This window comes from Kitasatospora sp. NPDC059973, assembly GCF_042737525.1.
Taxonomy (GTDB): Bacteria; Actinomycetota; Actinomycetes; order Streptomycetales; family Streptomycetaceae; genus Kitasatospora.
The window spans coordinates 1-19,627 of the sequence record NZ_JBHWUI010000152.1 but is presented as its reverse complement, the minus strand read 5'-3'; the positions used below and the strand labels follow the sequence as shown (position 1 = coordinate 19,627).

The following is a 19,627-nucleotide window of genomic DNA, read 5'->3' as shown; positions in this document are numbered from 1 at the left end:
CTGGCGGCCGGCCGGCGCGCTGGCGCGGCGCCCTGGCTGCCGGCCGCCGGTGGTGGGTCGGCCGCGGTAGAGGGCGCTGGTGTCGCGGCGCATCACGGTGACCTGGTCGACCGCCGCCAGTTCCTCGGCGGCCGCGACCCGCGCGCCGCGCGGCCAGGACCCGCGGGTAAGAGCGAGAGGAGCGAGTCCGCCGGAACCGTAGGGTCGACCGGGCTCCACGGCGGCGGCGCGTCATCCGGCACCCCGGGCCGCGGCACCGCCGCAACGCGCACCGCGACCGTAGGCGTTCGTGTGAGCGGAGGATCCGGAGGTGGTCGGGAAATTGTTCTGAGGCACCTGCAACCCCCCGGGAGGTTGGACGTCTATCAGGTTGAGACGGTCGGGAAGCCCGGGCGTCTCGGTCCGAACCGCATCGACAGGAACCCATGGGGGGAACCATGAACATCCACGCCACCGCCAAGCGCCGCCTGGCCTCCGCCGCCGCCGCACTCGCCCTCGGACTGGGCGCGGGACTGCTGGCCGCGGCGCCGGCCTCCGCCTCCGCCTCGGGGATGTCGTACGTCCCGCTCTCGGCCGACTCGACGGTGTCGCTCCAGAACGCCGCGACGGGCAAGTGCCTGGGGGTCGCCGACTTCCGCACCGACGACGGCGCGCCCCTGGGCCAGTCGTCCTCGTGTGGTGACACCGCGCAGCAGTGGCGGGTCACCGACGGGTTCGTCGTCAACGTGTACAGCGGCAAGTGCCTGGAGGTGCCGGGTTGGAGCACCGCCCAGGGGGCCACGCTCGACCAGTGGACCTGCAACGGCGGCGCCAACCAGCGCTGGGGGAAGGTCAACGTCGACGGCGACACCCTGGCGATCATCAACTTCAACAGCGGCCTCGTCCTCGATGTCGCCGGCGGCGACCCGGCCGACGACGCTTCCGTGGTCCAGTGGGCCCCGAGCGGCGGCGCGAACCAGCGCTGGGCCCTCAACCCCGTCGGCTGACACCCACCGGCCCCGCCCGGTTCCCGGCCTGCCCGGAGCCGGGCGGGGGAGACCCCCGAACCTCCTACCGAACGTGAGCGGAGCACCGGCCTACCATCCTGCCTCCACGCTGTGATCGGCCGGCTGCGCGAGCTGACCCGGCGTGGGCTTGGCCCGGCGGGCTTTCTGGGCGTTGAGCCAGGTGCCCTGCGCGAAGCGCGACACGACCGTCTGCTCCTCGCGGCCAGGGCCGGCCTGCCCGGCCTCCCCTTCGCCTTGGCGGCCGCCAGCTCGCAATCCTCGCACGGCCCTGCGGCACTTGTACCGGCTGTCGGCGTCGACCCTGTTCGACCGAGAAGTTGACGACGCCGACCGGCGGGCCCCCGCGGAAGGGACGGCCGTCAGCGTTTAGGGGCCAGCGGTCACTGGCTGGGGCGGATCAGGTCGGCCGGCCACGGACCTCGGGGCCTGGCAGGTGCTCGGGGGCACGCGGGCTCAACAGCGGGCCCTGGTCACCGGCACCGGTGACCAGGGCCGTTGCCGGCTTCCGCTGTCACAGGCCGAGTTCCCGCCCTTCCGGGAACGTCGTGGTGTCCGCTACGACGACGGACCCGTGGAGGGAATCGACGATGGTCCGCAGCCCTGCGGCCTGGAGGATGATGTCCAGCGCCTTGTCCATGGTTGAGGTGACCACCTGACACATCACATCAGCTGGGCTGCCGGGCGCGGCGGTATCGATCATGGCGTCGAGGTCGGCACCTTCGTTCCAGGCGACACGGACGGCGCCTGCCGGAAAGCCGGCGCTCCGTTCGGCCATGACCCGGACGCCCGGGACTCCCGCTCCGGGGCTGACCGGCAGGCCGGCCAAGTCCAGGGCCCGCTTGAGGCGGGGCAGGATCCGCTCGGTGCGCAGATCTCCGCGCAACTGCTCGGCCTCCTCATCCATGCCGAGAAACTCGGCGAATTCCAAGAGTCTCCGCGGCTCGAGCCCGGGGCCGTTCTGCTCCTCGCCGTCCTCGGGACCGTTCGGGTCCTGGTCGTCGGCGTCGGCGGGGGCCGATGGGGTGGCGTGGTCGCTGCTCACGTGTGCCTTTCTGGTGGGTGAGGAACTCGTTCGTCGTCGGTCATGACAGATCGTCGTCGTCGCCGGCCAGGTCGAGGATCCGACCGACCTCCTCGAAGATCTCATCCTGGGTGTAGGCGTTGAGACCGATCAGCGAGGTCATCATGGTGGCCGTCAGCGCCGCGAGGTCCACCAGCAGGTCATAGAACCTGGCCTCGCCCTCGATCCAGACGCGCGCCAGGATCACCGGAGCCTCCGCGATGGTGGCGGGGTCGAAAAAGGCCCCGAGGATGGCGGGCACCTCGTCCTGCCACGGGACGTCCTTGCCGTGCCCCTTCCTCCGGTCCTCGGTGGCCTTGACCAGAAGGTCCCGCATGAGCTTGGCCGGTTCGAGGTCGTGGTGCTCGGCGAACAGGCCGGTGACGGCGGCGCCGGCGAAAGCGACGCCGGCAGCGAGGAAGGAGATGTTCTCCATGCCACCGGCGGCGACGTCCTTGCGGGCGGTAGCGGCCACGACACGGCACACGGGGTGCTCGGAGCGAACGGCGGCCGTTTGGCAGGCAGGGTCCAACGAAGCGCGCAGGAGCGCGAAGACCGGGTCGTCATCAGCAGGCATGGCCTCATCCTGCTCCGCGCGCCGACTCCTGTCCGGCGAATCCGTAATCGGATGCTGACGCCCCGTTACATCCACGAGTGCGGCGTCGGAGGGCCTGCGGGAGCTGGCGAGCGAGCTCAACCGCGCGACCCTGCGCGCGACCCTCCCCTCCACCGACGTGCCGGCCTGAGCCACGCCCCGACCGAGCGGCTATCGCATCTGCTTCCCGGGCTCACCCTCCAGTCGCGAGACAGGTGTGCCCGGGCTTCGGCATCGCAGCTCACCCCCGAGATCCGGGAGAAGGCCCGAGCGTTCATGCAGCAGACCCTCGAACGGGATTGGCCCGGCTACATCGGCCGCCTGATCGCCGACGGCAGGATCCGCACCGCGTGATCGGACTGCAGGCCCCAGCGTGGATTCTCCGGTTCCGGCCCCTTGGCGTGGGCGGGTGTCGCCCTGTTGCCTCCGCGCGCTCTTGACGGCCTGTCAGGGGAGCGGAACGGTGAGGGGGCGCACGGACTCGCAACCGGCTTGGCGGAGGGAGTGGTCATGGCACTACGGTTCAGGGGCATCGACCCGGACACGCCCAACGGTGGTTCGCCGACCGTGTGGTTGGAGGACGAGAAGGCGGAGATCGTCGTCCAGGGCTGGCTGCCCGACATGGAGATGTACCGCGTGATCAGCGAGACCGAGTGGGTGGAGGGCCACGCCACCGGCGTCCCGGACCACGAGGGCGTCGTCCGGATCCCGGTCCGGATGATCCCGTTCCTGCGAAAGGTGTGCGATGAAGCCGAGCGTGCCGGACTTTGGCGCCCTGCTGAGGAGCGCTGAGCGCTCCGCCTGCCACCTGGAGATGCGCGACTCCTACATGGACGACCCCGTCTTCGCCGACTGGCGGGCCGGCCTTCCGGTGGACCGGCCCGGGGAGTACGACCTGCCCGAGGAGTACACGGCCTGGGCGGCACTGGTGCGGGAGACCGTCGGTCGTGGGGTGGTGATGCGCCGGGCCCGCATCGTCTCGGAGCCGGTCACCGCCTACATCCGGTGGGAGCACGCGATCACCGAGCGGCACAACGTCGCGCTCGGCGAGCAGGTCCGCTGGCTGCCCCGGTCGAAGGCGTCCGACCTGCTGCTGCCGGGCAACGACCTGTGGCTGGTGGACGAGCGCCTGGTGCTGTTCCACTGGTTCACCGGTGACGGCGAGTGGGCCGGCCACGAGATGACCGAGGACCCGGCCGTGGTGAAATCGGTGGCCGCGGCATTCGAAGCGGTCTGGGCCCGGGCCGTCCCGCACGCGCAGTACACCGTCTGACCAACCCGTCCACCACTACCCCCAGCGGGCAGCCAGCACCATGCCGTCGTCACCGTCGTCCAGCGTCGTCGAAGCGCGCAAGGCACTCGCCTCCCGTCTGGTAGGCCTGCGCAAGGACGCAGGCCTGACCGGCGACGAGCTGTCCGCCTGCTGCGGGTGGCACCCGGCGAAGACCTCCCGGATCCAGAGCGGGCGCTCCGCCCCCTCCGAGGACGACCTGCGCGCGTGGTGCGCCGCCTGCGGCGCCGACGACCAGGTCCCCGACCTCATCGCCGCCGCCCGCGCGGTCGACTCCATGTACACCGAGTGGCGCCGTATGGAGCGCACCGGGCTGCGCGCCGCCCAGGAGTCGGTGGCCGCCCTCTACCGGCGCACCGCCCACTTCCGCGTCTACGCCAGCCGCGTCATGCCCGGCATGGCGCAAACCCCCGAGTACACCACCGCCGTGCTGCGCTCGATCCAGCGCGCCCGCGTCGAGGTCGACGACGTCGCCGACGCCGTGGAGGCCCGCCTGGAGCGCCAGCGAATGCTGTTCTCCGGCCGGCACCGCTTCGGCCTGCTCATCGAGGAGTGGGTGCTGCGCGCCGCGGTGTGCGACCCGGAGACGATGGCCGCCCAGCTCGGCCACCTGCTCGCAGTGTCGGCCAGCCCGTTCGTCAGCGTCGGCGTCATCCCGACCGGGCCCGACCGCCCGCACCTGCCGGTCGAGGACTTCTACCTCTTCGACGAGGCCGAGGTGGCCGTCGAGCTGACCTCCGGCTACCTGCGGATCACCCAGCCCCGCGAGATCGCCGACTACGTCCGCACCTTCACCGGCCTGGCCGCCCTGGCCGTTCATGGGGCCGAGGCCCGTCAGTTGATCACTGCGGCGATAGCCACTCTCGGGTGACTTCGCGCAAGATGGCGCAACCTCGTTGAGGGCCCGGCCGCGCACTCCCTACCGTCGAACCGTCGCCCGCCGTGACGGACCGGACACCCGGCCCCGGCGGGCGAGCCGGGACCGCTGCGCCCTCCCGCCCCCCGTCGGGTGGGCGCAGCCGTCACCGCCGACGACAGAGCGGAGAACCGCCGTGGCCGCGCACCGCATACCCCGCCCACCGGCCACGGCCGTGCCTGGGCAGCGCCGGCGGGTGCGAGGTTCCTGGTGACCACGACCGTCGAGACCCCGAAGCGGCCACCGGCGGCCAGCTCCGCCAGGGCGCTGCTGTCCTACGAGCCGCGGTCAGTGTCGGCGGCTCGGCGCCTGGTGCGCACCACGCTGCGCGCGTGGGGGCTGGACGATCTGGTCGAGGCCGGCGAACTGATTGTCAGCGAGCTGGCGGGCAACGCGGCGAAGACGGGGTGCCGGCGGAAGATGACGGTCGCCGTCGAGCGGATCACCGACCGGTGCGTGCGGATCAGCGTCCGGGACGGCTCCCGTGCCTTGCCCTGCCTGATCGACGCGGGCCTCGCCGCCGTGTCGGGCCGCGGCCTGGCCCTGGTCCACCACCTCACCGGCGGGCACTGGGGCGTGACCCTGGAGCCGCTCGGCAAGACCGTCCACGCGGACCTGCGCACCCGCGCTCTCGCCCCGGCATAGCCACCGTGCCCCGGTGCGCCGGGGACGGCCCTCTACTCCTCCCGGGCCGCGGGAGGGCACCATCACAGCGACGACAAGGAGCTCGGCATGGACATCGAGGCAGTCGACGGCGGCGGCTCGGGCGGCGACGGGGGAGGCGGGGGCGACGGGCACCCGGGCACTCCGTGGACGCCGCCGTCCGACCCGCCGTCCCCTGACGGCAGCACCCCGCCCGGAGACGGGGGACACCGCAAGTGACGCTCGCACCTGAGCAGGAGGGCCGCCCCGCGCCGGGGCGGTCCTTCCCCGTCGCCGACGCGTGGGCGTCGGCCTTCGACGCGGTTCCGCGCTCGCTGTTCCTGCCGGACCTGGTGTGGGCGCACGACATGGCCACCGGGACGAGCCGGCCCGTCGACCGGACCGACGACGAGGCCGGCTGGCTGGCGGCGGCCGCCGCGGACGTCCCGATCGTCACCCAGTGGGACGACGGCCTGCACCAGGGCTCCGAGCCCGGCACGGTGCCCACCAGCTCCGCCTCGATGCCGTCGCTGGTCGCCTCGATGCTGGACGACCTGATGGCCGAGCCGGGGATGCGGGTGCTGGAGCAGGGCACCGGCACCGGCTGGAACGCCGCCCTGCTGAGCCACCGGCTCGGCGACGCCAACGTGACCACCGTCGAGATCGACCCCGCCGTGTCCGCCCAGGCCCGGACCGCACTCGAGAGGGCCGGCTACCGGCCGACCGTCGTCTGCGCGGACGGCGCGCTCGGCCACCCGCCCGGCGCCCCGTACGACCGGATCACCGCGACCTACGGACTGCGCCAGATCCCGCGCGCGTGGATCGAACAGACCCGGCCCGGCGGGCTGATCCTGGCACCGTTCGGCACCCACTACTCCAACGCCGACGCCCTGGTCCGCCTCACCGTGAGCGGCGACGGCACCGCGAGCGGCCCGTTCCTCCAGCCGGTGGAGTTCATGAAGATGCGCTCCCAACGCCTGCGTTGGCCGCAGAACCCGCCGGACGGCGGCACCGTCACCGAGTCCACCACCACCGCCGTCCTACCGCCGCACGGCAAGTTCGACCCGTTCCCGCTCGCCGCCGGCCTGCGCCTGCGCGACGTCGTCCACGCGATCCAGCGGCACGACGACGGCGCCCGCACCCTGTGGCTCTACTCCCTCACCACCCCGGCCTGGACCACCGCGACCTTCCGCGACGGCGAGGACGAGCACCAGGTCCGCCAGTACGGCGGCCGCCGCCTGTGGCCGGACTTCGAGCAAGCCCTCGCCTGGTGGCACGAGGCAGGCGAGCCCACCATCGAGCACCTCGGACTCACCGTCACCCCGGACGGCTGGCAGGCATGGCTGGACGACCCGGCCCAGCTGATCTGACCGCCTGATCCGGCGCCGTGAGCCCGCCTCGCGGCGCCGGACCGTCAGACACCAGCCGCCCCGCGCCCTACCATCCCGCCTCGGCCCGGCACAGCGGATCAGCCCAGAAGCGATCCCGTTCGAGCGAACCCCACCGATCCGGACCCAGCCGTGCGGCCGGGCTGCGAGCATGGCCGCCATGACCGGACATGCGACTCGACGCGCCCGAGCCCCCAGCCCTGATCGCCATCCAGCAGCGCACCGGCCTGGCCGACGAGATGTGGCGCGAGATCGCCCCGCTGCTCGCCGAAGAAGGCATCACCGAGGACAGCGACCCGACGGACCTGCCGACCCTCCCGGCCGCCCTGGACCGCGCGGTCGCCCGCTACAACGCCGCGCTGTTCACCCCGACCGGTAAGGCCCGCGGCCAGGCGGCCGAGCTGTTGCGCCAGGTCGTCGCCTCCGTGGCGGCCGGTGAGACCGCGCACGCCGCCCGGCTGCTCGACACCCTCGGCCCTGACCCCACCGACGCCCAGCCGGCCACCGGCGCGCACGCCGCCGGCCTCGCCACGCTGCTGCTGGACAACTGGTCCACCGGCCCCGCCGGAGTCCGGCCGGACTACTCGCCAGGACTGCGCTTCCGGCCGGCCACCGGCGGGGCGAACGCGCCGCCACCGACATCCTGGCCGGGCCGGTCGTGGAATGCTCCGGCGAGCTGGACCTCGACCAGGTCCCCCGACTCGACGCGGCCCTGCGCGACACCCTCGCGGTGCGGTCGGCCCCACCGGTGCTGCTCGTCGACCTCGGCGCCGTGACCTTCATGGACTCCACCGGCCTCAACGCCCTGCCGCGCGCCCGGATCGAAGCCGAACGCCAGGGCACCACGCTCCACCTCGCCCGGCCCTCCGCCTCCGTCGCCCGGATCCTGGAGCTCACCGGCGCCGACCACGTCTTCCCCGTCGACCCGCACGTGCCCGCGCCCCGTGCCGCTCGTTGAACCCGCCGGGTGCCCCTACCGGGGCGAGCGGCTGCGCCTGTTCCACCGCCCGGCACGTACACCCCCACGGCCCGGGCGCCGCATGGCGAAGCCCTCGGGCGGCCGGGCCCGTACACAGCCCGGCCGCCCGGCCTGTGTCGATCGGTGGGAGTCCCTTCCGTTCTGGCGGAGTGGGACGGCACCCCGCCCGGTCGGCGGCCGGACGTCTTCGGGGCCCGGCAGGCAGCGGCGGCGCCCGGCGTCGACGTGCATCAACGGTCCCAAAATGTCGTACCGGATCGTGGTGCTGCGCCCCAGGCCATAGACGTTTCTGCGCGCGGGTCCTGTCTGTTGGACTCTGCGCACCTCGAAGGGGTGAAGGAACACACCTCTTCCGAAGGGGGGCGTCATGACGCCCGTTCAGACCGCTCTGCAGTTGGTCGCCGAGGCTCTCGTCGACCCGGCCGACCCGCGGGCCGACCAGCTCGCCCACGCCGTCCGCGACGTCGGCTCCGTCCTCTTCACCGCCTCGGCCGCCGTGAACACCGCGGCCGCCGTCCGCGAGCTGCGCACCCCAAGGTCCCGGCCGCCCTCCCCGCCCCCGGGCCGCTGCGGCGCGTGCCCGGTCCACCGCCCGGAGGCCGGCGCCGAGTAGGGCGGGGAAGCGGTCCGGCCCGGCCACCGCGAGGGTGACCGGGCCGGACCGTGCGGGCCGTGCTCAGGCGTTGCGCAGGGCGAACGCGACGCCCGCGCTCAGCGCGGCGAGCTGGGCCGCGTTGAGGCCGAGCACGCGGGCCTGGCCCTTGGCGACGTTGCCGAGCACGTAGGTGCCGACCAGGGCCGCGCCCAGGATCATCGCGGCCTTCTGCTGGCGAGGAGTGATCTTCTTCACCTCCTTCCGGGGTTGGTAACCGGCCACGGTCCTACCAGGCGCTGGCAAACCGGTACGGACCGCTCCCCTGGGAATGCTTGTACGACTTACTAAAAAGGCGTGGACGGTGTCGGCGGGGAGGCGTAGGGTCGCCCTAGCGTTTCAAATTAGGTGAATGGGCGTGGAGGTTGTGGGTGTGTTCGTGACGACCGGGCAGGCCGGGACGGCCCTGGGGTGCTCGATCCCGACGGTGAGGAAGCTGATGGCCACGGGCGTGGTCCCGGGCGTGCGCGAGCAGGGTCGGCAGGTGTTCCCGCTGGCCGCACTCCAGCAGTTGCAGGCCCGGCCCGCCGCCGACCTGACCGCGCTCGGCACGCCCGAGGTCGCGGTGCTGCGCTCGGACGCCCCCGCGAAGGTGGACGAGCCGGACCGGGAGTGGATCGGCTTCGGCACCGCACTGGACCAGACGCAGCTGCTGGCCGCACTGTCCGGCTGGTGGCGGTGCGACCCGGCCCGGGTCTCGGCCGGCGGAGTGCTGCCGGTGACGGTGGCCTCCTTCGTCGTCGCCGTGCTGACCGGCCTCACCGAGTGGGAGGGCGACGGCACCGCCGGCACCGCGGGCCGCTACCGCTTCCCGAAGGCGCGGCTGGCCGGCTACCTGACCGACCTCACCGCCCCCGCGAACGCCGCCAACCCCACCGACCCCGAGGACGCCCGCCTGGCGGGCCTGCTGCTCGGCACCCGCCTGGCGTCGGTGTCCGGCGGCCCGATCGCCTACGTCACCACCACCACGACCGCCACCACCGACCAGCCCGCCACCGAGGGGGAGTGACCCGCTGATGGACCGCAAGACGTACACCGCCGAGCTCGCCGGCCTGCGCGAGCTGCGCACCGAGATCACGGCCGCCGAGAAGCAGGTCGCCGCCGCGCGGAAGGAGCTGGACAAGCTCACCGCCCAGCGCTCGCGCAAGGTGGCCGGGCTCGCGGGGTACGAGGGCGCCCAGGCGCCGGCCATCGCGAAGGCCTCCGGACTGTCGGTCGGCGACGTCGTGCGGATCGCGCCGCTGCTGGACCCGACCCCGGCCGCCGTCCGCGCCGCCAAGGCCGACGACCAGGCCGCCACCGCCGCGCCCGCCCCGGCGCCCGTGGCGGAGCCGGTCGCCGAGCCCGCCGTCGCGGTCGCCCCGGCGCTGACCCGCCCGGCCCCCGTACTCGAGCAGCAGGCCCCGGCCGCCCCGGTGGCCGAGGCGCCGACCGAGGTCGAGGACCAGGCCGTCGCCAAGCAGCCCAACCCCGCCGCTGCGCCGGTCGTCCCCGCGGTCTCGGTCGCTCCGGTCGCTGCCGCGCCGCGCCCGGTGGCCGAGGCCGGTCCGCGTGAGCTGCCCACCCTCCCCGAAGGCCCGGCGGGTGCGCGGTTCGAGGCCGTCACCAGCGGCCTGGTGTCCAAGCGCCCGGCCTTCGTCCAGCAGGCCCGCGCCACGGTGTTCCTGGACGCGGCGGCCGGGATGCTCGCGGTCCGCGACCAGGTCGTCCGGGTCGACCTCGGCGCGCGCACCCCGGGGGAGATCCTGGACGCCGTCCTGGCCACCGCCCCGGGCACGGAGCGGATCTACATCACCGCCGGCGCCCCCTGGCACGACGGCGCCGAGCGCTACAGCACGCTCAAGGACGCGGTCGCCGCGTGGCTGAACACCCCGTCGCCCCGGTGGACGACCGCTGTCGGGGCGGGCCGGGACAAGCTGGCCGGGCACTTCGTCCACCAGCGCCAGCCGGTCGGCCGCTACGCCCCCGCCGCCGCTCCCGACAGCGGAGCCACGGAGATCCGGAGCATGGGGGAGTGGTTCGATCCGGACGGCGCGGACGTCGTCACCTGCCGGGACGCCTTCCGGCTGCTGTGGCAGGCGCTGCGCCGTCACTGGGACGACGCGGTCCTCATGGGCTCCCCGTCGCAGACCGGCCGGGACCTGTGGTCGCGCACGATCCCGACCACGGGCAAGTGGGCCGGCGGCTTCCCGGTGCTGTCGGAGGAACTGCGCGCTCTGCTGCACGCGACCGGCGGCCAGGGCCGTACCGAGTTGCGCCTGCCGCCGCGTGTGCCGGAGCAGTTGCCGGCGTTGGTGGAGTACGACCGCACGTTCGCCTACGCGAAGCACTTGTGGAAGTCCCCGGTCGGCGTCCCGCGCCGCATCACGGCGGCTGCGTTCGCCGCGATGTCCGGGCAGGAACAGGTGAAAGCGCTGATGTCGTGCTCGCACTGGAACATCCGCGTCACCGTCCCGCAGGGCTGGAGCCACGTCGGCCTCCTCCCGGCCCCGGTCACCGGTGACCGCGCCTGGATCTACCCCTCGGAGCCCGGCGCGACGTTCACCACGTGGGCGGGCGGCGCGGAGGTGCACCTGGCGCTGTCCAACCACCTGATGCCGTGGAAGGTCGAGATCCTGGGCGGCCTGCTCTTCGAGGACGGCAAGCCGCTCGACGAGTGGGGCAAGCGGTTGAAGTCGGCGTGGGCGGACCTGACCAACCTGTCGAAGCTGCACGGCGACGAGCGCCAGCGCCAGGCGGCCTACCTCGCCTCCCGCGCGGTCCGCTCGGTGCTGCTGTTCGGTCTGGGCGGCTTCGCGCAGCGCCCGCGGCTGGTCTCCGGCACCACCCCGCTCGGCGAGACCCTCCCCGCCGGGGTGGAGATCCTCGGCCAGGACGACAGCGTGGTGACGTGGCAGCGGCAGGCCGGCTTCTCCCGCGACCCCTACGCGCACCCGGAGTGGGCCGCCTACGTGTGGTCCGGGGCCCGGGCGGCGCTGCTGGACATGAAGTACCGCCAGGGCAAGGAGGTCATCGGCTACGCCGGGGCCCTGCACGCGAAGCCCGGCACGGTCGTCTACTTCGGCACCGACGGCATCGCCCTGACCGAGCGCCAGCCCTGGCCCTACCGCGGGGAGCCTGGCGACTACCTCCTCAAGGGTCATTTGACCGGCCCGGTGGAGCACCCGACCAGCCAGGAGCAGTACCTCAAGCTGCGCGGCCTGGGCCGCGCCGAACTCGCCGCCACCGAGAAGGGCGCTGACCAGTGAGCCCCGCCGACCCGGACCGGCCGAACGAGGCCGCGAGGCTGACCCAGGAGCTGCTGGACCAGGGCTACACCAAGCGCCAGGTCGCGAAGATGCTCGGGCGCGACGCCTCCCTGGTGTCGCAGTTCTTCACCAAGGGCAAGGGCGCCGCGTTCGTCGGCGCCCTTCGCCAGATGGTCCGGGCAGTCCGGGGCGGCGAACGCGACGAGGAGGCGCTGGCCGGGATCGCGGAGGCGAACACCACCCGCCGCCGCACGAAGACGGGACAGAAGGCCCGGGTGCGGGGCAAGGACGTGATCGGCACCCCAGGCGGGTCGATGGCCGGGCGTGCTGGGGCGCAGGCGATCCGGTCCGGCGCCGCGCACCTGGCCGCCGTCGTTCACGCGGCCGCGGCCGCCGACGGTCGGGTCGCGCTGACGGTGCGGATGCGCGCCCGCTACTTCACCCTGTCCGCCGGGTCGAGGCAGGACTCTCCGGGCATCCGGCGCGGCGTCGTTCCGCGCGCGGACGGCACCGAGGAGCGCACCTACGGCTCCTCCGCCACCGGCGGCTTCCCCGCCACCGAATGGTCCCGCCGGGTCGCCGACTCCCACGGCGACGTCGTCCACGCCGTCTGGACGTGGCTGGTGGAGACCGGCCGGGCCGTCCCCGAGGCGGAGATCGTCTACCTGGAGATCCGCACCTGGACCCCCGACGGCCACCAGAGATCCGACGTCCTGATCGGCTGACCGGCCCCAAGGACCCGGCCGGCCTCTCCCCATCCATGACCTGGCCCTGGGGAGAGGCCGCCCGCCGCGACCCTGCCACAGCACCACCGCCACCGCCGAGCCGTCTCAGCATCCGAAGGAGAAGCACCGCCGTGGAGACCACCACCGCCACCGCCGAGCAGAACGTGCCGGCCGCGTTCCGCGCCGCATCCGGGCAGCCGGTCCCGCAGCAGCCGACCGGCACCGCCGCGGTGAACCCGCTGCCGCTGTACTGGTTCCAGAAGGACGCCGTCGTGGCCGCGGTGCGCGAGGTGAAGGACGGCGGCCGCGCCACGGTGGTCGCCGCGACCGGCTCCGGCAAGACGCTCATCGCGGCCGGCTGCGCCCGGCGCGTGGCGGCGAAGGGCCGGGTGCTGGTGCTGGTGCCGACGATCGAGCTGCTGGAGCAGACCGCCGAAGCGTGGTCGCTGCGGGGCGGGCGCCGGGGTCTGGCGGTCGCGGCCTGTTCGCGGGATGAGGCGCTGGAGAGCGCGGAGGCCGGTGGGCGCGTCCACGCTCAGGTCACCACGCAGGCTCCGCGGATCGCCGACCTGGTCGCCAAGGAGAAGGCCGGCGAACCGGTGACCGTGTACGCCACCTATGCCTCGCTGGAGCGGATCGTCCAGGCCCACCGCGACTTCGGCCTGCCGGCCTGGGACCTGGTCGTCATCGACGAGGCCCACCGCACCGCCGGCGCGGAAGGCAAGGCGTGGGCGGCGATCCACGACGACGACCAGGTCCCGGCGAAGCGCCGGCTGTACTTCACCGCCACGCCCAGGATCGCGGACGACCGGCGCGCGAAGGACGGCCTGGCCGACCTCGCCGACGGCCAGGCGCTGCCCGCGCTCTGCTCCATGGACTCGGAGGAGATCTACGGCAAGGTCTGTTTCACCTGGACCCTCGGGCAGGGGATCGAGCACGGCTACCTCGCCGACTACCGCGTCCTGGTCCCCGTCGTCACTGACGAGGACTTGCGCGAGCTGCTCAGCCTCCCGGCCGTCGCCGACCTGCGCTCCCAGCGCAGCAACGAGGAGCTGCTGCGCCTGGCCTTGCAGATCGCGCTGCTGCGTGCGGTCGCCGACCTCGGCCTGCGCCGCGTGATCACGTTCCACTCTCGGGTGGCCGGAGCGCGGGAGTTCGCGAGCAGCCTGCTGGAGGCATCGGAGTTGCTGCCCGACGCGGAGCGCCCGGAGCGGGTCTGGGCGAAGGCGGTGGCCGGCACCGACCGGCTCAAGGACCGCCGGGCAGCGTTCGCCGAGTTCAAGGCCCACACCGGCGACGACGGGGAGGAGTGCGGCATCCTGTGCAACAGCCGACTCCTGACGGAAGGAATCGACGTCGCCGCCGTGGACGCCATTTGCTTCGCGGACCCGAAGTCGAGCGTCATCGACATCGTCCAGGCCGTCGGCCGCGCGCTGCGCCAGTCCTACCGGCAGGGCAAGGTCAGCTGGGTCATTATCCCGGTCTACCTCCCCACACCGGAGATCGGCGACGACACCGCCACCACCGACCCGGCCGAGGTCCACGACGCCGGCGAGGCCGTGAAGGCCGAGGCCGACGCCGAGATCGAGGCCTCCTCCTTCCGCACCATCTGGCGGGTCCTGCGCGCCCTCGCTGCGCACGACGCCCGGGTGGTCGGCCGGATCACCGAACTGCGCGCCGGCCGCTCCCAGGGCACCGCGCACACCACCGCGGCCAAGCCGGCCGAGAGCGAGGCCCCCGAGGCCGGGGAGGGCGAGCAGCAGCCGGCCCCGGTGGAGTCGCCGATCGAGTGGCTCAAGATCAACGCTCGGCAGCACGCCGCCCGGATCCTGCAGACCGTCAAGCTGCGGGCGTTCAACCCGCGCGCGGTCGAGTGGCAGCGCATGCACGCCGTCGCGGCGGTCTTCCACATCGAGCACGGCCACCTCGACCCCACCGACAAGACCAAGCACGCCGAGTTGATCTCCTGGCTCACCCGCCAGCGCCACCTGGCCGGCCAAGGCCTGCTCGACCCCGCCCGCGTCAGCGAGCTGGACGCGCTCGGCATGATCTGGTCGAAGAACGCCAACGCCTGGGAACGCGGCTACGCCTACGCCGCCGCGTTCCACCGCGCCCACGGCCACCTCGCGATCCCGGCGACCGCGAAGCTCGACGACTACGCGGTGGGCGCGTGGATGCGCCGCCAGCGCAAGGCCGAGAACCTCACCGCGGACCAGGTGGCCAAGCTGGACGCGCTGGACGAGCTGTGGCGCCTGGAGCCGGACTGGAACAGGTCGTACCGGCGCCTGCTCGCCTACCTCGCCGCCGGCGGCACCCTCGACGGCCCGGTGAACCGCACCGGCAGCGACGCGGACCCGGCGTTCCGGCCCGGCACGTGGCTACGCAAGCAGGACAAGGCCCGCGCCGACGGGAAACTGACCGGCCAGCAGACCGCGCTCCTGGACGCCCTCCACCGGCACCCCGAGACCGTCGCCGGCTGACCGCACCCGAGATCCGCCGCCCCGGCCCTCCGGGGCGGCTCGACCCGGAGGAAGTACGTGACCAACAGCGAGACCTCTCAGCGGCCGCCCGAAGTAGCGGCCACCGTCGCCGAGGACCAGTACCTGACGACCATCTTCCTCGTCGACGACGTCGCCATCGGCTAACACCCCCTGTACTCCCGTGGCCGGCCCCCGCTGTGGGGCGGCGCCGGCCACGGGTCTGCCGCGTTCACGCGGGGCAGCAGCGAACGCGGCAGCCTGCGGCCGACCCGTGGGGCGGGCCGGCCGCAGGGACCGTCCCGGCCGCCTGGCCAACCGCCGGGGGCAGGAAGCCCCTCCATCGCTCGACACCGCCGGCATGAGACCCCACCCGGCGGAGCACGAGCCCCGCTGAGCAGCCGACCCGCTGCAAGAGCACCTCAGGCCGCAGCCGGAACCCGGCTCCGCGCCAACGCCGGCTCCACCACGGGCCAACAGCCAACAATCCAGCGGCTGCTCACGGCTCGGCGGGTCCCAACCGGACCCGCACCGGTGGAGCACGGCGTTCCAAGGCGAGTGGCCACTGCCGCTCCCTCCGGGACAAGCCCGAGCGGTACGGGGACCAGGCGGTGGTGGAGCTGGACCGCACGGCGGGCGGGGAGTTGGTCGCCGGTCCGTCGGCGCCGTGTGTGCGGTGCGGGCGGTTGACGCCGTATCGCGCGTAGGGCCGGCCGATGCACGTGGGCGGCTGGTGCACTCCCGACACCGGCGTCGCGGGCCTCCTCCAGGCCGCCCCGGCCGGTCTCGTCGAGGCCGTCACCGTCGAGCGCGCGGCGCCCTCTTCCGACGCTGCCTCGACCGTGCCGACCGCACCCGGACCGGCGAACAAGCCGGGCGCGGTCGCCCGCCGCTCAGGTGGCACCCTGCCCTTCTTCGTCCGACCCGCCGCACGAGTTCACCTGGCGTCATTCCTACCATCCTGCACCCAGCGTTATGCGATGATCACTCAGGGTTCCTATCGCCCGGGTCCCAACTCACAGACAGGTGACTGCGAATGACCGCACACGACAATACGAACACCGGCGACGAGCAGGTCACGGTGACGGTGGTCGCCCCCGGCGGCGACGACCTCTCCCTCCAGGTAGAGGGGCAAGCCGTCGAAGGCCCGCAGGAACTCGACCGGCCCGCCGCCGTGGCCCGCCGCGGTCTCATGGATCAAGGCCAGAGCTGACGCTCCCAACCTCCCGCGGCGAGAACGTGCCGCCCCGCCGCCTCACCGCCGCAGGCAAGGACCAGGGTGAGATCGACTCCACCCTGGCCCGCACGGCCCCGAGCACTCGCAGCAAGAGCGCGGGAACCTGCCGAACCGGCCGGACGAGACATCCTTCGCCCCCACCCGAGCCAGGCGTCCGCCGGCACGGCTGTGGAGCTCTTCACGCCGGCTGGAGCCAAACCCGCGGCGACCGAGCCGCGGCCGGGCCCATCCCCTGGGCCCGTGAACGGAACACGGCCACCCCCCCGGGGAAGCGGTGCGCGACCGGGCCGGAGAACTCGGCCGGAATCCGCCGCTGGGTACCCGTGGAATGCCCGGCGGCGATCTTCGGGAGCGGGCGGGGTGCCGGTGCCTCGGGCCGGCCGTGCTAGTCGTCTCCGGCGGACACGACGACAGGCTCATTGGAGGACTGCGCCTGGTAGTCCGGCTGCGCCTGGTAGCCGGCCTGGCCGTCGGGGGTGGGGCGGTTGTTGTCGGTGATGGCCTCGACGAGGTCGGCGAACTGCTGCTTGCTCTCCTCCTGGGTGAGGCCGCCGTGCTTGGCGGGGTCCCAGGGGGCGCTGGAGTGGGAGAAGTTGCCGGTGCCGCCGCCGCTGAAACCGGGGCGGCTGACGCCGGCGCCGACGTGGCCGATAGTGCTGCCGCCGAGGGTCCCGTAGGAGTCGGCGCCGGCACTGCCGGCCGCTGCAGTGAGGGCCGTGGCCGCCAGGAGCGTGGTGGCCAGGATCTTGGAGGTGGTGTGGATCATGTCCAGCTAAACCTGCAAACCGGGTGCGGGGTCGCGCCCGGAAAGGATGAGAGCGCCGTGCTGAACCAAGCGGTGTCCGGTTCACCACCACGCTCTGATGGGCTGGACCTGTTCGGGTGGCGTGATCAGTCTTGCGGCCACCTCGCAGGCACCAGTCGCACCGATGATCAGCAGATCCAGGCAGAGGCGCTGGAAGGCGCTTGGTATGCGCTCATGCAGTTGCCTGAAGGGGCCCGTGGGGTACGCGTATCCGTCGTCGAAATCCTTACTTCGCCGGTTGATACTGGCCCTGGTGATGTGAAGTTCGCTGCGGCACATGCTGTCTGGCAGGCTGTCGGCCGGCGGCCGGGACGGGAGCCGTGGATCGGCGATGACGGGAATCCCGTCTTTCCGTAACAACGTGCTCAGAGCAACTCGTCGATGACGGCGATGGTGACGGTGGCCTCGTAGCGGACGTCGAGCTTGTCCTACCTCGTGGCAACTGCCCGGTGGCGCTCGAGGCGGTTGATCCCGCACCGACCGCGTGGCGCGTGCGGTAGTCGGTCTTGTCGAACGTGGGCGGACGGCCGCCGTGGGCGCTCAGCTTCTTGCGGTTGCGGGCCTGGTCGGACTTTTCCGGGATCGTGCAGCGGATCCCGCCCCGCCGCCGCTCGTCGTTCGCCGCTCGCCGTCCGGCCCGCCGCCGTCCGGCCCGCCGCCGCCCTGCCCGCGGCCGCCCTGCTCGCCAGCGGGCCTGCGTGCCGTTCCGGCCCGTTGCCGCCCGGACGTCGGACGCCTTCGCGGCGTCGGCCTGGGAAGCCCGGGTCTCCTCCTTCGCACGCTCCGCCGCCTGCTCCGGCAGGGCCTCGTCGTGCTCCTCGGTCTTGCTCACGCTCCATATCTACCCCGGCAGTGTCCTTTTCCCTGTTCAGACGGGCGGAGCAGATCCGGACCGGGTACTGATCACAAACTCATCAGCTCCGTCAACGAGGCGATCACCCGGATACCGGCGTCCACGGCACCGGAACCTCCGGAAGCAGAGCGGTCCAGCCAGACGGCCTGCAACCCTGCGTCCCGCGCCCCGACCGCGTCCTTCTCGTAGTCATCACCCACGTACGCCACCTCGGCGGGCGTCAACCCCAGGGCCTCGCAGCCCGCCAGGAAGATGCTCGCCCCCGGCTTGGCGGAACCGTGTTCCTGGGAGCAGATCAACGGCTCCGTGAAGTAGCCGAGCAGCCCGATCGCATCCAGCTTCGCGCGCTGGTGCGCGGTCACCGAGTTCGACACGACACCGAGCCGGAATCGACCCGCCAACGCGCCCAGCACCGGCTGAGCATCGTCGAACGCCCGCCGGATCGCGTCCCTCTGTACCGCGTAGCTCGCGAACCACGCCGTAGCCGCCTCGTCCGTCCACTCAAGTGCGCCGACCACCCCGGCATGGGCGAGAAATCGCCGTATGCGTGCGGCCTTCTGGGCGGCGAACGTCAACTCGCCGTTCAGGAAACGCGGGTACTCCTCCTCCCTGACTTCCCGCCACACACGCAGCGCCTCCGCCGGCGACTCGAACCGGACGGAGAGCCCTTCGGCCACCAGGTGTTCGTGGAGACCGGCCTCCTCGGCCTTCTCGTAGTCGTACAGGGTTCCATCGACATCGAACAGCACTCCGCGGATCGTCATATCGATCATTCTGGCGGGCAACGCCGGTCCGGAGCAGTTCCTTGATCAAAAGCGACCTTCAAAAACAGGCACGTACCGGAAACGGCGCAGGAGACACGCGACACGTACGGGGCCGCGGGCTCACCCGCACGACCGATGAGCGAGGACGCTGCGGGGCCCGGCGGCTGCCGGCCCGCCGACCGCCGGCCCGCCCGCGCGCGTTCGCGCTGTGACGATGTGGACGAGCAGGCCGTGCGGTTCTCCGCCAAGGCCTGTCTGACAAATGATCATCTGGTCGGTTCGCGGAGCCAGAGGATCAGTGATGCCAGGACGACTCCGGCGCGGTAGCGGTCGGCGGGTTTGTCGAAGCGTGTGGCGATCGTGCGGTCGGCAGCCGGTGGGTGTGGCGGGGGTGGGGAACGCGTCGTGTGCGTTCCCCACCCTGCTGCCGTGTTCGTCCGGGCGATATCGCCCGCGCTTACCACCGGTACCAGCGGGCGCGGCTGCCGGATGCGCCGGTGCTGCGGGCCACGAAGCCGAGCAGCCACACCACGAGCACCACGACCGCCACCCACCACAGGGCCTTGAGTGCGAAGCCCGCGCCGAAGAGGAGCAGGGCCAGCAGCAGAACAAGAAGAAGGGGAACCATTTCGACCTCCACAGTCGGTGTCGGCGGTCCGGCTGCCCCGGCCCGCGGCGAATATTCGGGGGAATCCTCCGGGCGGGCGGGGGCAGGCGTTGTGCCGACAGCTTCGACGAACCGGAGGTCCGCATGAGTGCCAGTGACAAGGTCGAGAACACCGCCGAGAAGGCGAAGGGCGTGGTCAAGGAAGGCGTCGGCAAGGTGACCGGCAACGAGCGTCTGGAGGCCGAAGGCAAGGCCGACCAGGTCAAGGGTGACGTGAAGCAGGCAGGTGAGAAGGTCAAGGACGCCTTCAAGCACTGAACGGCCTTGGGCTCGCTCGGCCCGGAACGCCGAACGGCCGGACCCCTCTCCCCGGGGTCCGGC

General features: G+C 72.8%; 24 protein-coding genes and 1 pseudogene. 17 read left to right on the top strand and 8 right to left on the bottom strand.

Annotation, left to right across the window (positions count from 1 at the left end; translation table 11 throughout):
- Nucleotides 1–219: hypothetical protein (locus tag ACFWA9_RS30920; protein ID WP_380391418.1), on the bottom strand; the 219-nt coding region annotated here is incomplete at its 3' end.
- Nucleotides 220–437: 218 nt separating this feature from the next.
- Here ACFWA9_RS30920 and ACFWA9_RS30915 point away from each other — a divergent pair.
- Nucleotides 438–986, top strand: a complete 549-nt coding sequence (locus ACFWA9_RS30915) for an RICIN domain-containing protein (RefSeq protein ID WP_380391416.1) — start codon at nucleotides 438–440, stop codon at nucleotides 984–986.
- 532 nt (nucleotides 987–1,518) lie between these two features.
- Here the strand turns inward: ACFWA9_RS30915 and ACFWA9_RS30910 are convergent.
- Together ACFWA9_RS30910 and ACFWA9_RS30905 are read right to left on the bottom strand one after the other, a co-directional pair.
- Nucleotides 1,519–2,049 (bottom strand): hypothetical protein, encoded by a 531-nt coding sequence (locus tag ACFWA9_RS30910; RefSeq protein WP_380391414.1) that lies wholly within the window; start codon nucleotides 2,047–2,049, stop codon nucleotides 1,519–1,521.
- Between the two features lie 40 nt (nucleotides 2,050–2,089).
- Nucleotides 2,090–2,644 (bottom strand): hypothetical protein, encoded by a 555-nt coding sequence (locus ACFWA9_RS30905; protein ID WP_380391411.1) that lies wholly within the window; start codon nucleotides 2,642–2,644, stop codon nucleotides 2,090–2,092.
- Between the two features lie 528 nt (nucleotides 2,645–3,172).
- Here ACFWA9_RS30905 and ACFWA9_RS30900 point away from each other — a divergent pair.
- From ACFWA9_RS30900 to ACFWA9_RS30860, 9 genes are all read left to right on the top strand, one after another.
- Nucleotides 3,173–3,454 carry a hypothetical protein gene (locus ACFWA9_RS30900; protein WP_380391410.1) on the top strand — a complete coding sequence of 94 codons (282 nt, stop codon included), beginning with the start codon at nucleotides 3,173–3,175 and terminating at the stop codon, nucleotides 3,452–3,454.
- A complete protein-coding gene (locus ACFWA9_RS30895; protein WP_380391408.1) occupies nucleotides 3,408–3,935 on the top strand; it encodes a DUF6879 family protein in 528 nt (175 codons plus the stop codon). The genes ACFWA9_RS30900 and ACFWA9_RS30895 overlap by 47 nt, the downstream gene beginning before the upstream one ends.
- Before the next feature lie 40 nt (nucleotides 3,936–3,975).
- The gene (locus ACFWA9_RS30890) at nucleotides 3,976–4,824 is read left to right on the top strand and encodes a helix-turn-helix domain-containing protein (RefSeq protein ID WP_380391406.1); all 849 of its coding nucleotides are present in this window, start codon (nucleotides 3,976–3,978) and stop codon (nucleotides 4,822–4,824) included.
- A gap of 255 nt (nucleotides 4,825–5,079) precedes the next feature.
- Entirely contained in the window at nucleotides 5,080–5,514 is a 435-nt protein-coding gene (locus tag ACFWA9_RS30885; protein WP_380391403.1) for an ATP-binding protein, read from the top strand.
- Between the two features lie 87 nt (nucleotides 5,515–5,601).
- On the top strand, nucleotides 5,602–5,751 hold the full coding sequence (locus tag ACFWA9_RS30880) for a hypothetical protein (RefSeq protein ID WP_380391401.1): 150 nt from the start codon (nucleotides 5,602–5,604) through the stop codon (nucleotides 5,749–5,751).
- Nucleotides 5,748–6,881, top strand: a complete 1,134-nt coding sequence (locus ACFWA9_RS30875) for a methyltransferase domain-containing protein (RefSeq protein WP_380391399.1) — start codon at nucleotides 5,748–5,750, stop codon at nucleotides 6,879–6,881. Before ACFWA9_RS30880 ends, ACFWA9_RS30875 begins: the two co-directional genes overlap by 4 nt.
- A gap of 188 nt (nucleotides 6,882–7,069) precedes the next feature.
- Nucleotides 7,070–7,675, top strand: coding sequence for a hypothetical protein (locus ACFWA9_RS30870; protein WP_380391396.1), 606 nt, complete (start codon nucleotides 7,070–7,072; stop codon nucleotides 7,673–7,675).
- The gene (locus ACFWA9_RS30865) at nucleotides 7,558–7,857 is read left to right on the top strand and encodes an STAS domain-containing protein (RefSeq protein ID WP_380391393.1); all 300 of its coding nucleotides are present in this window, start codon (nucleotides 7,558–7,560) and stop codon (nucleotides 7,855–7,857) included. The genes ACFWA9_RS30870 and ACFWA9_RS30865 overlap by 118 nt, the downstream gene beginning before the upstream one ends.
- 388 nt (nucleotides 7,858–8,245) lie before the next feature.
- On the top strand, nucleotides 8,246–8,491 hold the full coding sequence (locus ACFWA9_RS30860; protein WP_380391390.1) for a hypothetical protein: 246 nt from the start codon (nucleotides 8,246–8,248) through the stop codon (nucleotides 8,489–8,491).
- A gap of 63 nt (nucleotides 8,492–8,554) precedes the next feature.
- Here ACFWA9_RS30860 and ACFWA9_RS30855 read toward each other — a convergent pair whose 3' ends face one another.
- A complete protein-coding gene (locus tag ACFWA9_RS30855; protein WP_380391387.1) occupies nucleotides 8,555–8,728 on the bottom strand; it encodes a hypothetical protein in 174 nt (57 codons plus the stop codon).
- 154 nt (nucleotides 8,729–8,882) lie between these two features.
- Here ACFWA9_RS30855 and ACFWA9_RS30850 point away from each other — a divergent pair, with 154 nt between their 5' ends.
- From ACFWA9_RS30850 to ACFWA9_RS30830, 5 genes are all read left to right on the top strand, one after another.
- On the top strand, nucleotides 8,883–9,539 hold the full coding sequence (locus tag ACFWA9_RS30850; RefSeq protein WP_380391384.1) for a DNA-binding protein: 657 nt from the start codon (nucleotides 8,883–8,885) through the stop codon (nucleotides 9,537–9,539).
- A 7-nt stretch (nucleotides 9,540–9,546) separates the two neighbouring features.
- Entirely contained in the window at nucleotides 9,547–11,778 is a 2,232-nt protein-coding gene (locus tag ACFWA9_RS30845; protein ID WP_380391381.1) for a hypothetical protein, read from the top strand.
- Nucleotides 11,775–12,503 (top strand): helix-turn-helix domain containing protein, encoded by a 729-nt coding sequence (locus ACFWA9_RS30840; RefSeq protein WP_380391378.1) that lies wholly within the window; start codon nucleotides 11,775–11,777, stop codon nucleotides 12,501–12,503. Before ACFWA9_RS30845 ends, ACFWA9_RS30840 begins: the two co-directional genes overlap by 4 nt.
- A gap of 131 nt (nucleotides 12,504–12,634) precedes the next feature.
- Entirely contained in the window at nucleotides 12,635–14,983 is a 2,349-nt protein-coding gene (locus ACFWA9_RS30835; protein WP_380391376.1) for a Helicase associated domain protein, read from the top strand.
- Nucleotides 14,984–16,016: 1,033 nt separating this feature from the next.
- Nucleotides 16,017–16,193: a hypothetical protein gene (locus tag ACFWA9_RS30830; RefSeq protein ID WP_380391374.1), complete on the top strand. Its 177-nt coding sequence runs from the start codon at nucleotides 16,017–16,019 to the stop codon at nucleotides 16,191–16,193.
- A 409-nt stretch (nucleotides 16,194–16,602) separates the two neighbouring features.
- On the opposite strand, the gene ACFWA9_RS30825 is transcribed toward ACFWA9_RS30830, so the two are convergent.
- Nucleotides 16,603–16,983: a hypothetical protein gene (locus ACFWA9_RS30825; protein ID WP_380391371.1), complete on the bottom strand. Its 381-nt coding sequence runs from the start codon at nucleotides 16,981–16,983 to the stop codon at nucleotides 16,603–16,605.
- 57 nt (nucleotides 16,984–17,040) lie between these two features.
- Between ACFWA9_RS30825 and ACFWA9_RS30820 the strand changes: the two genes are divergently transcribed.
- The gene (locus tag ACFWA9_RS30820; RefSeq protein ID WP_380391368.1) at nucleotides 17,041–17,379 is read left to right on the top strand and encodes a hypothetical protein; all 339 of its coding nucleotides are present in this window, start codon (nucleotides 17,041–17,043) and stop codon (nucleotides 17,377–17,379) included.
- A 546-nt stretch (nucleotides 17,380–17,925) separates the two neighbouring features.
- Here the strand turns inward: ACFWA9_RS30820 and ACFWA9_RS30815 are convergent.
- The 3 genes and pseudogenes from ACFWA9_RS30815 to ACFWA9_RS30805 all read right to left on the bottom strand — a co-directional run bounded on the left by ACFWA9_RS30815 (nucleotide 17,926) and on the right by ACFWA9_RS30805 (nucleotide 19,267).
- A complete protein-coding gene (locus ACFWA9_RS30815) occupies nucleotides 17,926–18,639 on the bottom strand; it encodes an HAD family hydrolase (protein ID WP_380391365.1) in 714 nt (237 codons plus the stop codon).
- A 247-nt stretch (nucleotides 18,640–18,886) separates the two neighbouring features.
- Nucleotides 18,887–19,004, bottom strand: a pseudogene (locus ACFWA9_RS30810) (IS5/IS1182 family transposase); the annotation flags it as partial.
- A 92-nt stretch (nucleotides 19,005–19,096) separates the two neighbouring features.
- On the bottom strand, nucleotides 19,097–19,267 hold the full coding sequence (locus ACFWA9_RS30805; protein WP_352298189.1) for a hydrophobic protein: 171 nt from the start codon (nucleotides 19,265–19,267) through the stop codon (nucleotides 19,097–19,099).
- 123 nt (nucleotides 19,268–19,390) lie between these two features.
- On the opposite strand from ACFWA9_RS30805, the gene ACFWA9_RS30800 reads away from it, so the two are divergent.
- Complete coding sequence (locus ACFWA9_RS30800) at nucleotides 19,391–19,564, top strand: CsbD family protein (protein WP_352298192.1); 174 nt, start codon at nucleotides 19,391–19,393, stop codon at nucleotides 19,562–19,564.
- Nucleotides 19,565–19,627: the final 63 nt, after the last annotated feature.

Excerpts from the sequence above, each read along its gene's own strand:
- ACFWA9_RS30825 (WP_380391371.1), bottom strand. The coding sequence starts at position 16,983 with ATGATCCACACCACCTCCAAGATCCTGGCCACCACGCTCCTGGCGGCC.
- ACFWA9_RS30905 (WP_380391411.1), bottom strand. The coding sequence starts at position 2,644 with ATGCCTGCTGATGACGACCCGGTCTTCGCGCTCCTGCGCGCTTCGTTG.
- ACFWA9_RS30815 (WP_380391365.1), bottom strand. The coding sequence starts at position 18,639 with ATGACGATCCGCGGAGTGCTGTTCGATGTCGATGGAACCCTGTACGAC.
- ACFWA9_RS30895 (WP_380391408.1), top strand. The coding sequence starts at position 3,408 with ATGAAGCCGAGCGTGCCGGACTTTGGCGCCCTGCTGAGGAGCGCTGAG.
- ACFWA9_RS30860 (WP_380391390.1), top strand. The coding sequence starts at position 8,246 with ATGACGCCCGTTCAGACCGCTCTGCAGTTGGTCGCCGAGGCTCTCGTC.
- ACFWA9_RS30880 (WP_380391401.1), top strand. The coding sequence starts at position 5,602 with ATGGACATCGAGGCAGTCGACGGCGGCGGCTCGGGCGGCGACGGGGGA.
- ACFWA9_RS30800 (WP_352298192.1), top strand. The coding sequence starts at position 19,391 with ATGAGTGCCAGTGACAAGGTCGAGAACACCGCCGAGAAGGCGAAGGGC.
- ACFWA9_RS30845 (WP_380391381.1), top strand. The coding sequence starts at position 9,547 with ATGGACCGCAAGACGTACACCGCCGAGCTCGCCGGCCTGCGCGAGCTG.
- ACFWA9_RS30805 (WP_352298189.1), bottom strand. The coding sequence starts at position 19,267 with ATGGTTCCCCTTCTTCTTGTTCTGCTGCTGGCCCTGCTCCTCTTCGGC.
- ACFWA9_RS30830 (WP_380391374.1), top strand. The coding sequence starts at position 16,017 with ATGACCGCACACGACAATACGAACACCGGCGACGAGCAGGTCACGGTG.
- ACFWA9_RS30890 (WP_380391406.1), top strand. The coding sequence starts at position 3,976 with ATGCCGTCGTCACCGTCGTCCAGCGTCGTCGAAGCGCGCAAGGCACTC.
- ACFWA9_RS30850 (WP_380391384.1), top strand. The coding sequence starts at position 8,883 with ATGGGCGTGGAGGTTGTGGGTGTGTTCGTGACGACCGGGCAGGCCGGG.
- ACFWA9_RS30900 (WP_380391410.1), top strand. The coding sequence starts at position 3,173 with ATGGCACTACGGTTCAGGGGCATCGACCCGGACACGCCCAACGGTGGT.
- ACFWA9_RS30915 (WP_380391416.1), top strand. The coding sequence starts at position 438 with ATGAACATCCACGCCACCGCCAAGCGCCGCCTGGCCTCCGCCGCCGCC.
- ACFWA9_RS30870 (WP_380391396.1), top strand. The coding sequence starts at position 7,070 with ATGCGACTCGACGCGCCCGAGCCCCCAGCCCTGATCGCCATCCAGCAG.